Annotated in this window: 15 protein-coding genes and 1 pseudogene; 10 read left to right on the top strand and 6 right to left on the bottom strand. The window is 74.5% G+C overall.

Features of this window, described 5'->3' with window-relative positions:
- Both OG617_RS22835 and OG617_RS22830 read right to left on the bottom strand, forming a co-directional pair.
- On the bottom strand, nt 1-987 hold the full coding sequence (locus tag OG617_RS22835) for a carbohydrate ABC transporter permease (protein ID WP_405095039.1): 987 nt from the start codon (nt 985-987) through the stop codon (nt 1-3).
- Nucleotides 988-1,106: 119 nt separating this feature from the next.
- A complete protein-coding gene (locus OG617_RS22830; RefSeq protein WP_405095038.1) occupies nt 1,107-2,420 on the bottom strand; it encodes an ABC transporter substrate-binding protein in 1,314 nt (437 codons plus the stop codon).
- Between the two features lie 461 nt (nt 2,421-2,881).
- On the opposite strand from OG617_RS22830, the gene OG617_RS22825 reads away from it, so the two are divergent.
- A complete protein-coding gene (locus OG617_RS22825; RefSeq protein WP_405095037.1) occupies nt 2,882-3,649 on the top strand; it encodes a pyrimidine reductase family protein in 768 nt (255 codons plus the stop codon).
- Nucleotides 3,650-3,728: 79 nt separating this feature from the next.
- On the opposite strand, the gene OG617_RS22820 is transcribed toward OG617_RS22825, so the two are convergent.
- A complete protein-coding gene (locus tag OG617_RS22820; RefSeq protein WP_405095036.1) occupies nt 3,729-3,923 on the bottom strand; it encodes a hypothetical protein in 195 nt (64 codons plus the stop codon).
- Here OG617_RS22820 and OG617_RS22815 point away from each other — a divergent pair.
- The 7 genes and pseudogenes from OG617_RS22815 to OG617_RS22785 all read left to right on the top strand — a co-directional run.
- A pseudogene (locus tag OG617_RS22815) lies at nt 3,834-4,115 on the top strand (transposase); the annotation flags it as partial. The gene OG617_RS22820 and the pseudogene OG617_RS22815 overlap by 90 nt on opposite strands.
- Before the next feature lie 855 nt (nt 4,116-4,970).
- Nucleotides 4,971-6,722 carry an ATP-binding protein gene (locus OG617_RS22810; RefSeq protein WP_405095035.1) on the top strand — a complete coding sequence of 584 codons (1,752 nt, stop codon included), beginning with the start codon at nt 4,971-4,973 and terminating at the stop codon, nt 6,720-6,722.
- A gap of 80 nt (nt 6,723-6,802) precedes the next feature.
- A complete protein-coding gene (locus OG617_RS22805; protein WP_396680193.1) occupies nt 6,803-7,951 on the top strand; it encodes an exonuclease SbcCD subunit D in 1,149 nt (382 codons plus the stop codon).
- Nucleotides 7,951-10,425 carry an AAA family ATPase gene (locus OG617_RS22800; protein WP_405095034.1) on the top strand — a complete coding sequence of 825 codons (2,475 nt, stop codon included), beginning with the start codon at nt 7,951-7,953 and terminating at the stop codon, nt 10,423-10,425. Before OG617_RS22805 ends, OG617_RS22800 begins: the two co-directional genes overlap by 1 nt.
- A 65-nt stretch (nt 10,426-10,490) precedes the next feature.
- Nucleotides 10,491-11,444, top strand: coding sequence for a hypothetical protein (locus OG617_RS22795; protein ID WP_405103901.1), 954 nt, complete (start codon nt 10,491-10,493; stop codon nt 11,442-11,444).
- Complete coding sequence (locus tag OG617_RS22790; RefSeq protein ID WP_405095033.1) at nt 11,444-12,301, top strand: spermidine synthase; 858 nt, start codon at nt 11,444-11,446, stop codon at nt 12,299-12,301. Before OG617_RS22795 ends, OG617_RS22790 begins: the two co-directional genes overlap by 1 nt.
- A gap of 126 nt (nt 12,302-12,427) precedes the next feature.
- The gene (locus OG617_RS22785; RefSeq protein WP_405095032.1) at nt 12,428-13,354 is read left to right on the top strand and encodes a DNA-3-methyladenine glycosylase family protein; all 927 of its coding nucleotides are present in this window, start codon (nt 12,428-12,430) and stop codon (nt 13,352-13,354) included.
- Nucleotides 13,355-13,404: 50 nt separating this feature from the next.
- On the opposite strand, the gene OG617_RS22780 is transcribed toward OG617_RS22785, so the two are convergent.
- Entirely contained in the window at nt 13,405-13,908 is a 504-nt protein-coding gene (locus OG617_RS22780; protein WP_405095031.1) for a DUF1990 family protein, read from the bottom strand.
- 84 nt (nt 13,909-13,992) lie between these two features.
- Here OG617_RS22780 and OG617_RS22775 point away from each other — a divergent pair, with 84 nt between their 5' ends.
- Complete coding sequence (locus OG617_RS22775; protein ID WP_405095030.1) at nt 13,993-14,487, top strand: GNAT family N-acetyltransferase; 495 nt, start codon at nt 13,993-13,995, stop codon at nt 14,485-14,487.
- Here the strand turns inward: OG617_RS22775 and OG617_RS22770 are convergent.
- Nucleotides 14,462-14,884 carry an SRPBCC family protein gene (locus OG617_RS22770; RefSeq protein ID WP_405095029.1) on the bottom strand — a complete coding sequence of 141 codons (423 nt, stop codon included), beginning with the start codon at nt 14,882-14,884 and terminating at the stop codon, nt 14,462-14,464. The two genes, OG617_RS22775 and OG617_RS22770, sit on opposite strands and share 26 nt — an antisense overlap.
- 477 nt (nt 14,885-15,361) lie before the next feature.
- Nucleotides 15,362-15,580: a hypothetical protein gene (locus OG617_RS22765; RefSeq protein ID WP_405095028.1), complete on the bottom strand. Its 219-nt coding sequence runs from the start codon at nt 15,578-15,580 to the stop codon at nt 15,362-15,364.
- A gap of 135 nt (nt 15,581-15,715) precedes the next feature.
- Between OG617_RS22765 and OG617_RS22760 the strand changes: the two genes are divergently transcribed.
- Nucleotides 15,716-16,828: an ATP-dependent DNA ligase gene (locus OG617_RS22760; RefSeq protein ID WP_405095027.1), complete on the top strand. Its 1,113-nt coding sequence runs from the start codon at nt 15,716-15,718 to the stop codon at nt 16,826-16,828.
- Nucleotides 16,829-16,853: the final 25 nt, after the last annotated feature.

Below are 16,853 nucleotides of genomic sequence, written 5' to 3'. Positions count from 1 at the left end.
TCACTTGTCGGAACTGATGCGACGGGCGAGCAGGTAGTTCACCAGCGACACCAGCGCGATGAGCAGGAACAGCACGAGCGCCACGGCGCCGGCGTACCCCCAGCGGAACCGGGTGTTCATCACGTCGAGCAGGTACATGGTGATGGTCTGGAACTGCCCCTCGGAGCCGCCGGAGATGCCCCCGGAGCCGCTGGTGAACAGCAGCGGCTCGGTGAAGAGCTGCAACCCGCCGATGGTCGAGACGATCAGCGTGAAGATGATCGTCGGGCGGAGCTGCGGGATGGTGATCGACCAGAACTGGCGGCGGCGGGACGCGCCGTCCAGCGCCGCGGCCTCGTACATGTCCTTGCTGATCGACTGCATGGCGGCCAGGTAGATCAGGGCGTTGTAGCCGACCCAGCGCCAGTCGACCATGGTCGAGATGGCGAACCAGGAGGCGAGGCGGTTCGCCCGCCAGTCGATCGGGCCGAGGCCGACCAGGTCGAGCAGCCAGTTGACCAGGCCGAATTCCTTCGCGTAGAGCATCGAGAAGATCAGCGCCACCACGGCGGTGGAGGTGATGATCGGCATCGCGATGGCCATCCGGAAGAAGGTCTGCGCGCGCAGCTTCCGGTTCAGCGCGTTGGCCAGCACCAGTGCCAGCAGCAGCTGCGGCACGGTGGAGAGCACGAACATGCCGAACGTGTTGACCACCGCGTTCCAGAACTGCGGGTCCTCGGTCAACAGCTCGACGAAGTTGTCCAGGCCGACGAAGCTGATCGTGGCGTTCAGCGGCGACCGGTCGGTGAGCGCGATCCAGACGGTGTAGCCGATCGGGTACGCGCTGAAGACGGCGAAGATCGCGAAGAACGGCAGGACGTACAGGTACGGGGAGTACTTCAGGTCCAGCCGGGTGAGGGAGGCCTTGCGACGGTGCGCGGCACGGGCCGGGTGGGCGGGGTCACCGCCCCCGCCGGGGGGCGCTGCGGTGTGGAGGTCCAGGCTCATCGACGGTCCTTCTCGTCGGTCGGCGCGACCCGTCGCGCGGGCGGCGCCGGGGCTTACCGGGCACCGCGGGCGGCGCCGACAGTCGCACTGCCGGCGCCCCCCGTGGTCGGTTCGGCCGGTCACTTACCGGCGGCCGCGCCGTTCTTCAGCGCCGACTGCCACTGCTCGTCGGCGGACTTGCCCTGCTCGACGGCGCGCAGGGTGTTCTCCACGGCCGTGCGGACCGCGTTGTTCTTCGGGCCGAGGTAGACCGGCTTCAGGTCGGTCGCGCCGGCGGCGAAGATCTTGCCGACCGGGGCCTTGCTGAAGTACTCGTTGGTCGAGTCGGCCACGGCCGGGTCGGCTAGGGCCTGCGGCGACGAGGGCAGGTTGCCGACCTTCTTGAACGCCTCGGTCTGGCCCTTGGCGCTGGTAAGGAACTTCGCCAGCTCGGCGGCCTCCTTGGCGTGCTTGCTGGACTTCGGCACGGCCAGGAAGGAGCCGCCCCAGTTGCCGCCGTTGCCCGGGGCCTTGGCGACGTCCCACTTGCCGGCCGCCGCGTCACCGGCCTGGCCCTTGATGACACCGGTCATCCAGGCGGGGCAGGCGATGGTGGCGAAGGTGCCGTTCTTGAAGCCGGCGTTCCACTCGTTCGAGAACGACTGGAGGTTGTTCGACAGGCCGGCGGAGATCATCTTGGTGGTCAGGTCGTACGCGGTCCTGACGTCCGCGTTCTCGCCGACGACCAGCTTGTTGCTCTTGTCGTAGTAGGTGTAGCCGGTGCCGGAGCCGGCGATCTGCATCAGCACGACGTTGTAGAAGTTGGTCGCCGAGTCGACGAACTTGTGCTTCTTGTCGGCGGCGGAGAACTTCTGGCCGGTGGCGATGAACTCGTCCCAGGTCGGCCAGAGGGCGGCGACCTGCTCGCGGTCGGTCGGCAGGCCGGCGGCCTTGAACAGGTCGCTGCGGTAGCACAGCGCCATCGAGCCGACGTCGGTGCCGAGGCCGAGGACCTTGCCGTCCGGGGTGGTGCCCTGCTCCCACTTCCACGGCAGGAAGTTGCCCTTGAGGTCGTTCGCGCCGTGGTCGGCCAGGTTCACGAACTTGTCGGACTGGGCGTAGAACTGCACGATCGTGCCCTCTTCGAGGGCGACCACGTCGCCGGCGCCGGAGCCCGCGGTGATCTGCTGGGTCAGCCGGGTGTTGTAGTCACCGAGGCCGAGGCCCTTGCCTCGCTCCTGGATCTTGACGTTCGGGTGCTCCGCTTCGTACTGCTTGTAGAGCTCGTCGTAGCCGAAGCCCTGGTCGCCGAAGACGTCGACGACCAGGGTGACCGGGCCGTCGCCGCTGCTCGTTTCCGACGAGTCGTCGCCGCAGGCGGAGGCGGTGGCGATCACCGCGACGGACGCGAGCGCGATGGCCGCGAGCCGCCGACGACGGATTGGGACGCTCATCCGAGACCCCTCTTTCAGTGGTGAGGCTGTGTCGTGTGGTGGGGGTGCTGTGCACTCGCGCGCCGCCGGGGACTGGGCCCGCGGAGGACACCCGGCGTGCTCGGGAAGGAGATCCGCGACACATACCGGGAGCGCTCCCATGAGATTGCCGGCGGGCCCCAGAGGTGTCAATAACTCTATGGGAGCGTTCCCATATCGTTACCGCCGTGTGTCGAACCCCCACCGCTGGGTCGCCGGCACGCCCTGCCCGGTTGTCGGCGCCGCCCCTTCGTCCACCTACTGGGACGGTTGGAGGATCTGCCGGGCCAGGCGCTGTCCCGTCCTTCCCCGGCATAGGCTGCCGGCATGATCTGCCGAGCCTGCCGGGAGCGGCGGCACGACGACTGCCCGGGCCGGAAATGGTGCGACTGCCAGCACCGCACCCCCGAGCCCACCCCTCCGGCCACCGGTCCGGCCGGCGAATGAGCGCCGGAAGCCCGATCTCCCGGCTGTGGCCGGCCCCGTCGCCGACGCCGCTGGACGACACGGAACTGGCCGCCCTCTACGGCCGGGCCGTCGGCCCCCACCTGCGGGTGAACTTCGTGACCAGCGTCGACGGCGCGGTCACCGTGGACGGCTACTCCGCCGGGCTCTCCGGCGAGCCGGACAAGCGGGTGTTCGGCCTGCTGCGGATGCTCTGCGACAGCCTGTTGGTGGGCGCCGGCACCCTGCGCCACGAGGGCTACAACGCGGTACGGCTCAGCGGGCCACGCCGGGCCTGGCGCCGCGCGCAGGGGCTGGCCGAGTACCCGACCCTGGTCGTGGTCTCCGGCTCGCTGGCCCTGGACCCGGCGCAGGCCGCGTTCGCCGACGCGCCGGTGCGGCCGGTCGTGCTCACCCATGCCGCCGCCGAGGCGCCCCCCGGCCTGGCCGAGGTCGCCGACCTGGTGCGCTGCGGGACCGACCGGGTGGACCTGGCCGCCGGTCTCGCCGAGCTGCGCCGGCGAGGCCTCGGCCAACTCCTCTGCGAGGGCGGGCCGCACCTGTTCGGCGCGCTCACCGCCGCCGACCTGGTCGACGAGGTCTGTCTCACCATCGCGCCGCTGCTCGCCGGGGCGGGCCCGGGTCGGATCACCGCGGGGGACCCCGGCCCGCACCGGGAGCTGCCGCTGCGGCACGTGCTGGCCGCCGCGGACGGCGCGCTGATGCTCCGGTACGCCCGGGACGGCGCACCCGCCCCCGCCGCGTAGCCCCGGCGGTGTCCACGGTGCCTCGGCGGCGTCCGGCGCGCAGCCCGGCGGTACCGGCGGTGTCGGCGGGGGTGGTGCCTCAGCCGGGGCGCTGGTTGCCGGGTCGGCGGCCACGCTGGGCGGGGGTGGGCCCGGTCGGGCGGTTCATCCTCCGGATGCACTCCCTGAGGACGAACAGTTCCCGCCCCTCGCCGCCGACCCGCGCCACCCGTGGGAACGACCGGCCCCACCCGGACGGCTCACCCCAGCCCGCATCCGCCGCGGATTCCGTCACCTCCGCAGGACAACCACCTGCCCCGCCGGCGCACCGAAACCCACCCAGCCAGGCCCGGGACGGCCACCCGGACGACCCAACCGCCAACCCACCCGCCGCCACGACGTCCACATCGTCACCAGCAGCGACACCACGAACCCGAAATCCAGCAAGAAGAAATCAACGAATCCCCGACCACGCCGCACAGGTTAAAGATCAAGCTAGGGCCTGGGTTGAAGTCATCGACGCAGCCACCCTTTGGTGGCGACGATGTGCACGGTGGCGTCGGGGTGCAGGGCAGCCTGTGGTCGCGTGATCGTTTGCTGATTTGTGAGACGACACGCCGGGCGGGTTCTCCAAAATCAGCAGACGATCGTGAAGTCCGTCCCACCCATGGGCAGGGCGGGAACGTCGACGCTGACGTCGACGCCGACCGGCGGGCAACCCCGCAGCGCCCCCTTTGCTCTGCTGCCCCCGGTGCAACGCTCGCGGAGCGTGACGGTTCTGCCGACCTCTCGTGCCGGCACCCGACGCGAAGCGGCTGCGCGGTGCTGGTGCTGGTGCTGGTGCTGCGCGGCGGTGCTGGTCGTTGCACGGCGGTACTGGTGTTGCGGTGGCGGCAGCAGTGCAAAGGGACGAGGTGGCATTACCCGCCTGGCACCCCGGCCGCTTGGACGGCCGGCCCGCTGTCCCACCTCACGCCCACCCACATCGGCCAGGGCCTACAACCTGGTCAGGGTTTTCGCCGCAATCTATCGATCAAACCGCAGCTACCGCACTTACCCCCACGACGGTGGATGTCGCTACGGGGCCCGAGACCCACTTGCCTGCTCCCTACAGTCGACCCGTGGACGCGTCGACAGCGCAACTGGCAGCGGCAGGCATCGCGGCCAACCTCGGCAGCGGACGGCTCGTTCGCCACCATCCGTGCCTGGACGGACGCGGTGCGCCACGATGTCGGGGGTGATGGGTGTCGTCCGACGCGTCGCATGGCAACCTGTCGCATCCCTCGGGCAGGATGCACCCCGTGGGCCCTGACCGAGACGACCAGCTGACCGGAGCGCGCGGATGACCGACGACGAGTTCGACGGCCCCGGCGAGGGGGTCGGCCGGGTGCTCGGCACCGCCGACGCCACCCCGCTGACGTTCTGGACAGCCGTGGCCCCCGGCAGCTACCTCCAGCTCGACGACGTGGTGGTGACCCGCCGGGAGCTGCCCGACCGGGAGCCGGTGACCATCGCCGGGGTGGTGACCCAGGTGCGGGCCCGGCACGAGGGCGCCCAGTTCGACTCGGACGTGTTCGCCATCGCCGACGGCACCCTGCCGGCGATGGTGCAGGAGGCGGCCGAGATCACCACCACCCGGGTCGACCCGGAGCTCTACGTCCCGCCGACCCCGGGCGCGGTCGTGCACCGGGCCGAGGGCGCGGCCCGAGACCGGGCGCTGCACTTCGACCGGATGGAGCGGCGGATCCCGATGGGGATGGGCCGCGACGGGGTGCCGGTCTACCTCAACGCCGACTTCCTCGACGGCAGCCGGGGCGCGCACGTCTCCATCTCCGGCATCTCCGGGGTGGCCACCAAGACCAGCTTCGCCACCTTCCTGCTCTACTCGGTCTTCCGGTCCGGGGTGCTCGGCGGGGACGCCGTCAACGCCAAGGCGCTGATCTTCAACGTCAAGGGCGAGGACCTGCTGTTCCTCGACCACCCCAACACCCGCCTCGACGATGCCACCCGGGCCGGCTACGCGAAGCTCGGGCTGGACGCCGGCGCCTTCCCCGACGTGCGGGTCTACGCCCCGCCCCGGGCCGGCGACTCCTCCGGCACGCCGGACGTGAGCAGCCGGCTGACCGGGGTGGACAGCTTCTACTGGACGCTGAGCGAGTTCTGCGCCGACCGCCTCCTGCCGTACGTCTTCGCCGACGCCGACGACGAGCGCCAGCAGTACACGATGGTGGTCCACTCGGTCGCCGCCCACCTGGCCCGCTACGCCCAGCCCGCCGACGGCGGGGTGAGCGTCGACGGGGTCCGGCTCGGCTCGTACACCGACCTGGTCGACCACATCGTCGAGCAGCTCAACGACGACGAGACCCGGGGCGACTGGGCGGGCAGCGCGGTCGGCCTGGGCACGGTCAACGCGTTCGCCCGGCGGCTGATCGGCAGCAAGAAGGACCTGGGCCGGCTGATCCGGGGCGACCTGGCCACCCGCCGCCCGCACTCGATCAACACCACGGAGAGCGCCCAGGTCACCGTCGTCGACCTGCACAACCTGCCCGACCGGGCGCAGCGGTTCGTGGTCGGCGTGACGCTCAAGAGCGAGTTCGAGCGCAAGGAGAAGGCCGGCACGGCCAAGCCGCTGCTCTTCGTCGTCCTCGACGAGCTGAACAAGTACGCCCCCCGGGAGGGTTCCTCCCCGATCAAGGAGGTGCTGCTGGACATCGCCGAGCGGGGCCGCTCGCTCGGGGTGATCCTGATCGGCGCGCAGCAGACGGCGAGCGAGGTGGAACGGCGGATCGTCACCAACTCGGCGATCCGGGTGGTCGGCCGGCTCGACCCGGCCGAGGCGTCCCGCCCGGAGTACGGCTTCCTCCCGCCCGCCCAGCGGCAGCGGGCGCTGCTGGCCAAGCCGGGCACCATGTTCGTCAACCAGCCGGACATCCCGGTCCCGCTCTGCCTGGAGTTCCCGTTCCCGGCGTGGGCCACCCGCGTCTCCGAGGCAGGCCGGGCGCCCTCGGAGACGCTACGGTCGATCACCGGGACGGTCGATCCGTTCGCGGTGGTCGGCTCAGGCGGCGGCGCCGACGACGACATCCCGTTCTAGGGGGGCGAAAGACCCGTGAGCGCGAGGAACGCCCGAGCGAAGCGAGGAAGTCCCGCAGTCGCGAACGAAGGGCCCGCACGGTGAAGATCCTGCACACCTCGGACTGGCACGTCGGCAAGGTGCTCAAGGGGCAGTCCCGGGCCGAGGAGCACAAGCAGGTCCTCGCCGGGGTGATCGACGTCGCCCGGGAGGAGCAGCCGGACCTGGTGATCGTCGCCGGGGACCTGTACGACACGGCCGCCCCCACCCCGGAGGCGACCCGGCTGGTCACCCGGGCGCTGACCGCGCTGCGCCGCACCGGCGCGGACGTGGTGGCCATCGGCGGAAACCACGACAACGGCCAGGCCCTCGACGCGCTGCGGCCGTGGGCCGAGGCGGCCGGCATCACCCTGCGCGGCGGGGTCCGGGAGAACCCGGACGAGCACGTGATCGACGGGGTCACCGCGAGCGGCGAGCGGTGGCGGGTGGCCGCGCTGCCGTTCCTGTCCCAGCGGTACGCCGTCCGCGCCGTGGAGATGTACGAGCTGACCGCCGCCGAGGCCACCCAGACGTACGCCGACCACCTCGGCCGGGTGCTCGGCCGGCTGACCGAGGGCTTCGCCGAGCCGGACCGGGTGCACCTGGTCACCGCCCACCTCACCGTGGTCGGGGCGACCACCGGCGGCGGCGAGCGGGACGCGCACACCGTCCTCGGGTACGCCGTACCGGCGACGGTGTTCCCGGGCACCGCGCACTACGTGGCGCTGGGCCACCTGCACCGGTCGCAGCGGGTGTCCGGCCCCTGCCCTATTCGCTACAGCGGCAGCCCCCTCGCCGTGGACTTCGGCGAGCAGGAGAACATCCCGTCGGTCACCATGGTCGAGGTGACGGCGACGAGCGCGGCGCGCATCCGCGAGGTGCCGGTCCCGGCGGCCGTGCCGCTGCGCACGGTGCGCGGCACCCTGGCCCAGCTCGCCGAGGCCACCCCGCCGGAGGGCTGGCTGCGGGTGTTCGTCCGGGAGCAGCCCCGGGCCGGGCTGCGCGAGGAGGTGCAGGAGCTGCTTCCCCGGGCCCTGGAGATCCGAATCGACCCGGAGCTGGTGCCGGCCCCCGGCAGCGGGACACGCACCGCCCAGCGGGCCGGCCGGTCGCCCCGCGACCTGTTCGCCGACTACCTGGACAGCCGGGGGCACGCCGACTCCGACGTCCGGGAGCTGTTCGACGAGCTGTTCGAGGAGGCGGACCGCTGATGCGCCCGATGCGGCTGGACATGGCGGGCTTCACCGTCTTCCGCGACGAGACGACCGTGGACTTCACCGACGCCGACTTCTTCGCCCTGGTCGGCCCGACCGGCTCCGGCAAGTCGACGGTGCTGGACGCGATCTGCTTCGCCCTCTACGGCACGGTGCCCCGGTGGGGCGGGACGCGGGGGCTGGCCAACGCGCTCGCCCCGTCGGCCACCGAGGCCCGGGTCCGGCTGGTCTTCGAGTCGGCCGGGGATCGCTACGTGGCGACCCGGGTGGTCCGCCGGGACGGCCGGGGCAACGTCAAGACGGCCAACGCCGGGTTGCAGCTCATGCCGGCCGGGTTCGACGTCACCAAGCTGGACACCGGGCTCAGCCCGGAGGATCTCGGCGAGGTGGTGGCCGGCACCCCGGCCGAGATGGAGCGGGCGGTGCTGGAGGCGGTCGGGCTGCCGTACGAGCAGTTCACCAGCTGCGTGGTGCTGCCGCAGGGGCAGTTCGCCGATTTCCTGCACGCCCGGCCGGCGACCCGGCAGCAGATCCTGGTCAACCTGCTCGGCCTCGGCGTCTACGAGAACGTGCAGAAGCGGGCCACCGAGCGGGCCGGGCAGGCCGAGGCGAGGCTGGAGGCGGTCGACCGGATGCTCGGCGGGCTCGCCGACATCGACGACGCGGCGCTGGCCGACGCGCAGGCCCAGGTCGGCCGGGCGCACGAGCTGGCCGGGGCGGTCGCGACGGCCGTACCGGAGCGGGAGCGGGCCCGGGCGGCGGCGCGGGACGCGCACGCGGCGCTGGCCGCCCTCGACGCCGAGCTGGCCGGGCTCGGCGCGGTGCGGGCGCCCGACGGGGTGGCCGAGGTGGCCCGGGCGGTGGCCGCCGCGCGGTCCGGCGCCGACGAGGCTGCGGCCGGGGTGGCGCTGGCCGAGGAACGCGAGGAGAAGCTGCGCGGGGAGCTGGCCGGCGCGAGCGACGAGAGCGCCCTGCGGCTGCTGCTCAAGGCGCACGCCGACCGGGACCGGCTGGCCGGCGAGGTCGGGTCGGTGGCCACGGCGGTGACCGTGGCGCAGCGCGAGCACGACGCGGCGGTGGCCGCGCTGGTCGCGGCGCGGGCGGCGGCCGGGCGGGCCGAGGTCGAGCTGGAGGCCGCGTTCCGGGCGCACGAGGAGGCGAAGGCCACCGACCAGGCGGTGGCGCTGCGGGCGCACCTGGTCGACGGGGCGGCCTGCCCGGTCTGCGAGCAGGTGGTGCCCCGGGTGCCGGCGGTGCCCGCCGGGTCGGCGGTGGCCAGGGCCACCGCCGCCGGGAAGGCGGCCCGGGCGGCGACCCAGGAGGCGCAGCAGGCGGTGCAGGAGCGCGACGCGGCGGCCCGGGACCTGGAGCGGGTGCTGCTGCGCGCCCGGGCCCAGCACGACCAGCTCCGGGGCCGGCTGGCCGAGCTGGACGACCAGCTCACCGGGGCCGCCGCCCCGGAGGCGCTGAGGCACGACCTGGCCGAGCACACCCGGCTGCGCCGGGAGCTGGACGAGGCGGCGGGCGGGGTGCGGGCCGGCCGGGACGCCGCCCGGCGGGCCCGGGCCGCGCTGGAGGCAGCCGAGGAGCGGCTGCGCGCCGCGTGGCGGGACTTCGACGCGACCCGGGACGGGCTGGCCCGGTTCGGCCCGCCGGCCGCCGACCGCGACGACGTGGCCGCGGCCTGGACGACGCTGACCGGGTGGGCCGATGCGGAGGCGCGGCGACGGCGGGCGGACCGGGTGGGGCTGGCCGAGGCGGTCGCCGGGGCGGAGGCCGCCGCCTCGGCCGTGGAGGAGCGGATCGGCGGGGTCTTCGCCGCCGCCGGGCTGGCCGCCGGGGACGACCCGGTGCGGGCGGCCACCGTCGCCGTGGAACGCGCCGAGGCGGCCCACCGGCGGCTGGTGGAGCGCCGCGAGCAGGCCGCCGAGCTGCGCGGGCAGCGGGCCGGCCACGAGCAGCAGGCCCGGGTGGCCCGGGCCCTCGCCGGGCACCTGCGGGCCAACAACTTCGAGCGCTGGCTGCTGGCCGAGGCGCTGGACCTGCTGGTCGACGGCGCGTCGGGGATTCTGCGCGAGCTGTCCAGCGGCCAGTATGACCTGGTCCACGACAAGGGCGAGTTCTTCGTGATCGACCACCACGACGCGGGGCTGCGGCGCGGGGTGCGCACGCTGTCCGGCGGGGAGACGTTCCAGGCGTCGCTGGCCCTGGCCCTGGCCCTGTCGGAGCAGCTCGCCGGGATGTCCACCACGGCGGCGAGCCTGGAGTCGATCGTCCTGGACGAGGGGTTCGGCACCCTGGACGCGGCCACCCTGGACACGGTGGCGGCCACCCTGGAGAGCCTGGCCGCCCGGGGCGACCGGATGGTCGGGGTGGTCACCCACGTGCCGGCCCTCGCCGAGCGCATCCCGGTCCGGTACGAGGTACGCAAGGACGCCCGCTCCGCCCGCGTGGAACGGACCGGCCTGTGACGGGGCCGGCGGGGCCGGCCGGGGCGGGGCCGGGCGGGCCGGCGGCCCAGGGCCCGGCCCCGGAGCTGTTCGTCGACGCCTGGGACCCGGGCTACGGCGCGTCCTTCGAGGCGGTGCCGGGCGGGCCGGCCGCGCCGAGCCGCCAGCAGGTCGACGCCGAGGTGGAGCTGCCGGCGGTGGACTGGCGGGCCATCGACGTCCGGCCCGGGGTCCAGGCGCCGGACGTGGTGCTACTGGTCGACGGGGTCCGCCGGATCGACGCCAGCGTGTGGACGGCCGAGTCCGACGGGGCGTCGTTCCCCGGCGTGGCCGCCTCGTACGCCGCCGGGGTGGTCCGCTGCGACCTGGTGCGGGGCGCGGCGCGGCTCGCCGGCACCCAGGTGCGGCGGGGGCTGTTCACCGCCAGCCCGTCCGCCCGGGAGGTGCGGGCCGGGACGGTGCGCTACCCGGTGCACCGGGTCAGCGGCACCGGCGAGCTGAACAAGCTCCAGGCGGCCGTGCAGGGGCCGCTGACCGCGCTGGAGGTGGAGGTCTCCGGGGCGGCCCGGATCGACGGGGACCTGCTGGTGGTCGACGGCCCGCTGCGCAGCCGCCGGCAGCTCCCCCGCACCCTCGGCTACGTCAAGACCCAGCACAGCCAGTACCTCGACGCCCGACTGACCGCCGTGGTGACCGGGCTGCGGGCCGGCCAGCGCTCCCCCGTGTTCCGGCTCGTCACCGCCTGGGGCGGATACTCCTGGTACCTGCGGCTGCCGATCTCCGGCGGCGCGCCGTGGGCCGGCATCGTCCGGGTGGAATGCTCGGCCGAGCTGCCCGAGTCCGAGGCGATCGCGCTGGCCGACCTGTCGCTGGTCACCCTCCCCCGGTTCGCGTCCACCCCGTACAAGGACCCGCGCGCCCCGCAGAACCTCATTCCGATCGCCGGCCTGGAGCGCCGCCTGCGGGCGCTGCTCGGCGACGCCCGCCTGCTGCACCGGGCGCTGACCGCCGCGGCCCGGGGCCGCCGCCCCCTCCGCTGATGGGGCGCCGCCGGGGCACCGACCGGGTCGTCGCGCGGGTGGACACCGGCGAGGCCGAGCTGGTCCCGGACGCGGACCGGCCGCGCTCGTTCACCCTGCTGCTCGACGGCGCGCCGCAGTCGCACGTAGACCTCGCCGACCCCACCCACCTGGAGTTCGAGTACGTCCGGCGGCTCGCCGCCGCCCTCGACCTGATCGCGCCGGCCAGCGCGCCGCTGCGGGTGCTGCACCTGGGCGGGGGCGCGCTGACCCTGCCCCGGTACGTGCAGGCCACCCGGCCGGGCTCCACCCAGCGGGTCTGCGAGGTGGACGCCGCCCTGGTCGACCTGGTCCGCCGGGAGCTGCCCTGGCCGGCCGACCCCCGGCTGCGGGTGCGGGTCGCCGACGCCCGCGCCACCCTGGAGTCGACCCGGGACGGCAGCTACGACGTGGTGGTCGCCGACGTCTTCGCCGGTGCCCGCACCCCGGCCCACTTGACCAGCGTCGAGTACGCGGCGGAGGTGGCCCGGGTGCTCCACCCCGGCGGCTGGTACCTGGCCAACGTCGCCGACGGCCCGCCGCTGCGGCACGCCCGCGCGCAGGTCGCCACGGTCCGCGCGGTGCTGCCCCGGGCCTGCCTGATCGGCGACGCGGCGGTGCTGCGCGGGCGGCGCTACGGCAACCTGGTGCTGGTCGCGGGCCGGGTCGAGCCGCCCGTGCCGGAGCTGACCCGCCGGGCGGCCGGGGACTGGTTCCCCGGCCGGGTGCTGGCCGGCGACGAGCTGGACCGGTTCGCCTCGGGGGCGGCCGTGGTCCGCGACGCCGACGCCACCGACTCCACCCCGCCGCCGCCGGGAATCTTCTCGGTCCGCCGCTGAGCCGGTGACGCGGTGGCTCCGTACCATCGGGCGGCCTGGCCCGTGAGAGGGCGGGCTGGTGTCGTCGGACACCCGGAGGCCTGCGTGCATGCGGTGGCGTCCGTCCCGGCCGGGTGCCGTGGCAGAGTGTCGGGGGTGACCGAACCCGCCGCCCGCCGGACGCTGCGCCCGCCGGCCGGCTACCGGCTGGCCGCGTCGGTCCGGTCACTCACGTTCAGCACGTACGACCCGTGCGCCCGGATCGCCGCCGGCACGTTCTGGTGGGCCACCCGCACCCCCGCCGGCCCGGCCACCCTGGCGCTGCGCCCGGCCGGCGGCGGGGACCTGATCGCCGAGGGGTACGGTCCCGGCGCCGACTGGGCGGTCCAGCAGGCCGAGGCGGTCGCCGGGCTGCGCGACGACCTCACCGGCTTCGCCGAGTTGGCTGGCGCGCACCCGCTGGTGGCCCGGCTGGCCGCGCGGCACGCCGGGCTGCGGATGCCGGCCACCGGCCAACTCTTCCCGCGCGTGCTGCGGGCGATCCTGGAGCAGAAGGTCACCGGCACGGAGGCGTACCGGGCGTACTCGGCGACCGTGCGCCACTTCGGCGAGCCGGCGCCGGGTCCGTTGCAGCCGCTGCTGCTGCCGCCCGAGCCGGCGGCGGTGGCCGCCGCGCCGTACTGGGTCTTCCACCCGTTCGGGGTGGAGCAGAAGCGGGCCGACACGCTGCGCCGGGCCGCCGCCGAGGCCGCTCGGCTGGAACGCTGTGTCGACTCCGCCGAGGCCACCCGCCGGCTCACCGCGATCCCGGGCATCGGCTTGTGGACGGCCGCCGAGGTGGTGCGGATCGTGTACGGGGACCCGGACGCGGTCAGCGTCGGCGACTACCACGTGCCGAACACGGTGGCCTGGGCGCTGGCCGGGGAGCCGCGCGGCGACGACGCCCGGATGCTGGCGCTGCTGGAGCCGTTCCGGGGCCACCGCGGCCGGGTCTGCCTGCTGCTCGCCGCCGAGGGCGTGCACGCCCCGAGGTACGGGCCGAGGATGCCGATCCGCTCCTTCGCCCGGTACTGACACGCCTCCTGCGGCCCGCCGCCCCGGTCGGCGCGCGCCGCAGGTCCGGGTCAGGGTCTGGCGCAGAGCCGGCGCAGGGTCCGGCCGAGCCACCAGGCGTACCCGCGTTGGAAGGCCCGGCCCGCCGGCCCGGCCGCGCGCATGAACCAGCGGTCCGGCCGGCTGAACGCGCGCACCTCGAACCAGACGGCTCCGGTGTCGTCCCGGCTCACCACGAACGCCTCCTCGCCCCGGGCCGGATGGCCGGGCAGCGTGCCGTACCCGAAGCCGGCTCGGCGGGCGTCGTCGGCGGCCCAGACCACCGCGCACGGCGCGGCCAGCCGCAGCGGGCCGACGCCCAACCGGGAGACGACGGTGACCCCGGGCGCGGCCCGGGACGCGTCGGCGTCGATCCGGACCCCGGCTGCCCGGTGCAGCCGCCAGCCGAGCACCGCCGCGCCGGCCGTGGCGAAGCAGCCGTCCGGCAGCCGCACCCGGTGCCGGACGTGCCGCCAGCCCGCAGGCAGCTCGCCGGTGCCGGTGGCTCCGACGTGCGGGTAGGTCAGCTCGGGCACGATCGCCGCCTCTCCTGGGGGTCCGCGACACCGCCAGGGTACGGCCCCGCGCGCCGGCTGCCGGCGGTGTGGTGAGCTGGGGTCGTGACCACGCCACCACTGATCATCCCGGCCACCCCCGCCGACGCAGGCGAGATCCTCACCGTGCAGCGGGCCGCCTACGTGACCGAGGCCCAGCAGTACGCCGACCCGTTGCTGCCGCCGCTCACCGAGACTCTCGAAGAGATCCTGGCCGCGCTGGCCGGCCCGGAGACGGTGCTGGTCGCCCGGGCCGGTCACCGGCTGATCGGCTCGGTCCGGGCGCGGGTCGCCGACGACACCGCCCATGTCGGTCGGCTGGCCGTGGCCCCGGACCAGCAGGGCCGGGGGATCGGGCCCCTGCTGCTGCGCGCGGTGGAGGCGGCCTGCGCCGACCGGGTGTCCCGCTTCGTGCTGTTCACCGGGGCCGCCAGCGAACGGAATCTGCGGCTGTACCGGCGGCACGGCTACGAGATCGTCGGCAACCGGCCGGACGCCAACGGCATCTCCCTCGCAGTGCTGGAGAAGCGGCTGGTCAAGGCCGCTCACAGCGGCGCCTGAGGCCGTCGGCCTCCAGCCGGAGGTACCGGCGGGTCAGCCCGCCGTAGAGCCGGCCCACGACGGCGGCGAGCGGGCCCGACTGCTCCAGCGTCAGCTCGACCCGGGCCCGGCCGTCCGGCAGTGGGACGATCCGGTGGTCACCCCGGCTGCGGACGCCCGGGGCGTGCGACACCCAGACGAAGCGGTACGGGGCCTCGACCTCGATGACCCGCCACACCGCGGGACGTAGCCGCGGCTGCTCCAGCCGCGCGGTCGAGCCGACCGTCAACGGCCCCGGTTCCAGCCGCCGGGCGCGGGACACCGAGGCGGTCCACTCGGGCCACCGGTCGATGTCGGACTGCACCCTCCAGACCCGCTCGACGTCGGCGTCGATCTCCGTGACTGCCTCGAAGCGCATGGTCCCTCCCCCGTCGTCGAACCTACCGCCCGACGGTCCTCGTCGGCGGCCCCCGGCGGCCCGCACCACGACGACTGGCCTCCGTCCCTTCGGCCACCGACGCGCCGCACAGCTTCACCGGACCGGTGTGGTCCCACGCCCGGGACACCGCGCCTCGGCGACCCGGTGCGACGGGCCGCCGCCACGACGCGCCGCCGCCACGACGACGAGCCGGTGCACCCAATCGTGACCGGACACGACGGCCCGGCCGGCCTCGATGCAAACCCTGGACAGTTTCCGCTCCGCACGAACGGAAACTGTCCAAGGTCCGGTGCCGCGCGGCAGAGCACGACGCCGCGGCGCGGCGCGCAGCAGGACCGTTGAACAGGGAGCGCGGGGTAACCCAGCAGGGCCGCGCGGCGCAACAGGGCAGAGCGACGCGCGGTGGGGAGCGACGCGGCGCGGTAGGGAGCGACGCGGCGCGGGTGGCGGGGTGGGTCAGGCCGGGTTGGTCTCGTGCAGGTCGGCGAGGGTGAGCGGGGTGCGGCGGCGCAGCAGGTCGTCCAGCTCGGCGACCGTGCCGACCTCGCCGAGCACGTCCTTGCCGCCGCCGAACCGGGCCGGGTAGCGGCGCACCAGGCGGTAGCGGTACCGGCCGTGGATCAGCTCGACGCTGACCCGCCAGCGCCCGCAGCACCCGCAGATCCACTCCCGCATCCGGCGAAACTAGCTCCGAGCTGCGGAAACACCATCCGGCCCCCGGGGCACGATCGGGACGGCCCGGGACAGGTCACCCCCTCACCCCCGGTGATCCGCCTCACGACTGTCGGTGGCGTCTGGTTGACTGTCGCCGTGGACCTGCCGATCAACCCGCCGGTCGAACCGATGCTGGCCAAGGCCGTGTCGCGATTGCCCACCGACCCCGGCACGACGTACGAGCCGAAGTGGGACGGCTTCCGCTGCATCGTGTTCCGCGACGGCGACGAGGTGGAGCTGGCCAGCCGGGGCGGCAAGACGATGACGCGCTACTTCCCCGAGGTGGTCGAGCAGGCGCTGCGGCAGCTCCCCGAGCGCTGCGCCGTCGACGGCGAGCTGATCGTGATCCGGCGCGACGGCCCTGACGGCCAGCCCCGGCTCGACTTCGAGCTGCTCGCCCAGCGCATCCACCCCGCCGCGTCCCGGGTGAAGCTGCTGGCCGAGACCACCCCGGCCGACTTCGTCGCCTTCGACCTGCTCGCCCTCGACGACGAGCTGCTGACCGACCGGCCGTACCCGCAGCGCCGGGCCCGGCTGGAGCAGGCCCTGGCCGGGGTCCACCCGCCGGTGCACGTCACCCAGGTCACCACGGACCCGGAGACGGCCCGCCGCTGGTTCGACGTGTTCGAGGGCGCGGGGCTCGACGGGCTCATCGTCAAGCCGGCCGACCTGCCGTACGAGCCGGGCAAACGGCTCATGTTCAAGGTCAAGCACGCCCGCACGGCCGACGTGGTGGTGGCCGGCTTCCGCTGGCACAAGACCGGGCCGGTGGTCGGCTCGCTGCTGCTCGGCCTCTACGACGAGGCCGGCGTCCTGCACCACATCGGGGTCAGCTCCTCGTTCACGGCGGCCCGCCGCGAGGAGCTGCTGGACGAGCTGGCCCCGTACCGGGACGTCGGCGACGAGCACCCCTGGGCGCACGGCGACCACGAGCGCGGCCAGCGCATCCCCGGCGGGGTGAGCCGGTGGACGGGGACGAAGAACCTGGAGTGGGAGCCGCTGCGCCCGGAGCTGGTGGCCGAGGTGGGCTACGACGCGATGGAGGGCGACCGGCTCCGGCACACCGCCCGGTTCGTCCGCTGGCGGCCCGACCGCGACCCCCGGTCCTGCGGCTACGACCAGCTCGACCGCCCGATCAGGTACGACGTCGACCAGGTCCTGCGCGGCGATCCGGCAGCGACCGCCGAGGCCGTCCCCGGCCGGGCGTAGCCTGAGCCGTCGACCCGACCACGAG

Origin of the sequence: Micromonospora sp. NBC_01412, from assembly GCF_045040215.1 — a bacterium.
GTDB classification, from domain to species: domain Bacteria; phylum Actinomycetota; class Actinomycetes; order Mycobacteriales; family Micromonosporaceae; genus Micromonospora; species Micromonospora rubida.
Note: the sequence above shows the minus strand (reverse complement) of the source record. Positions and strands in the feature narration are given on the sequence as shown.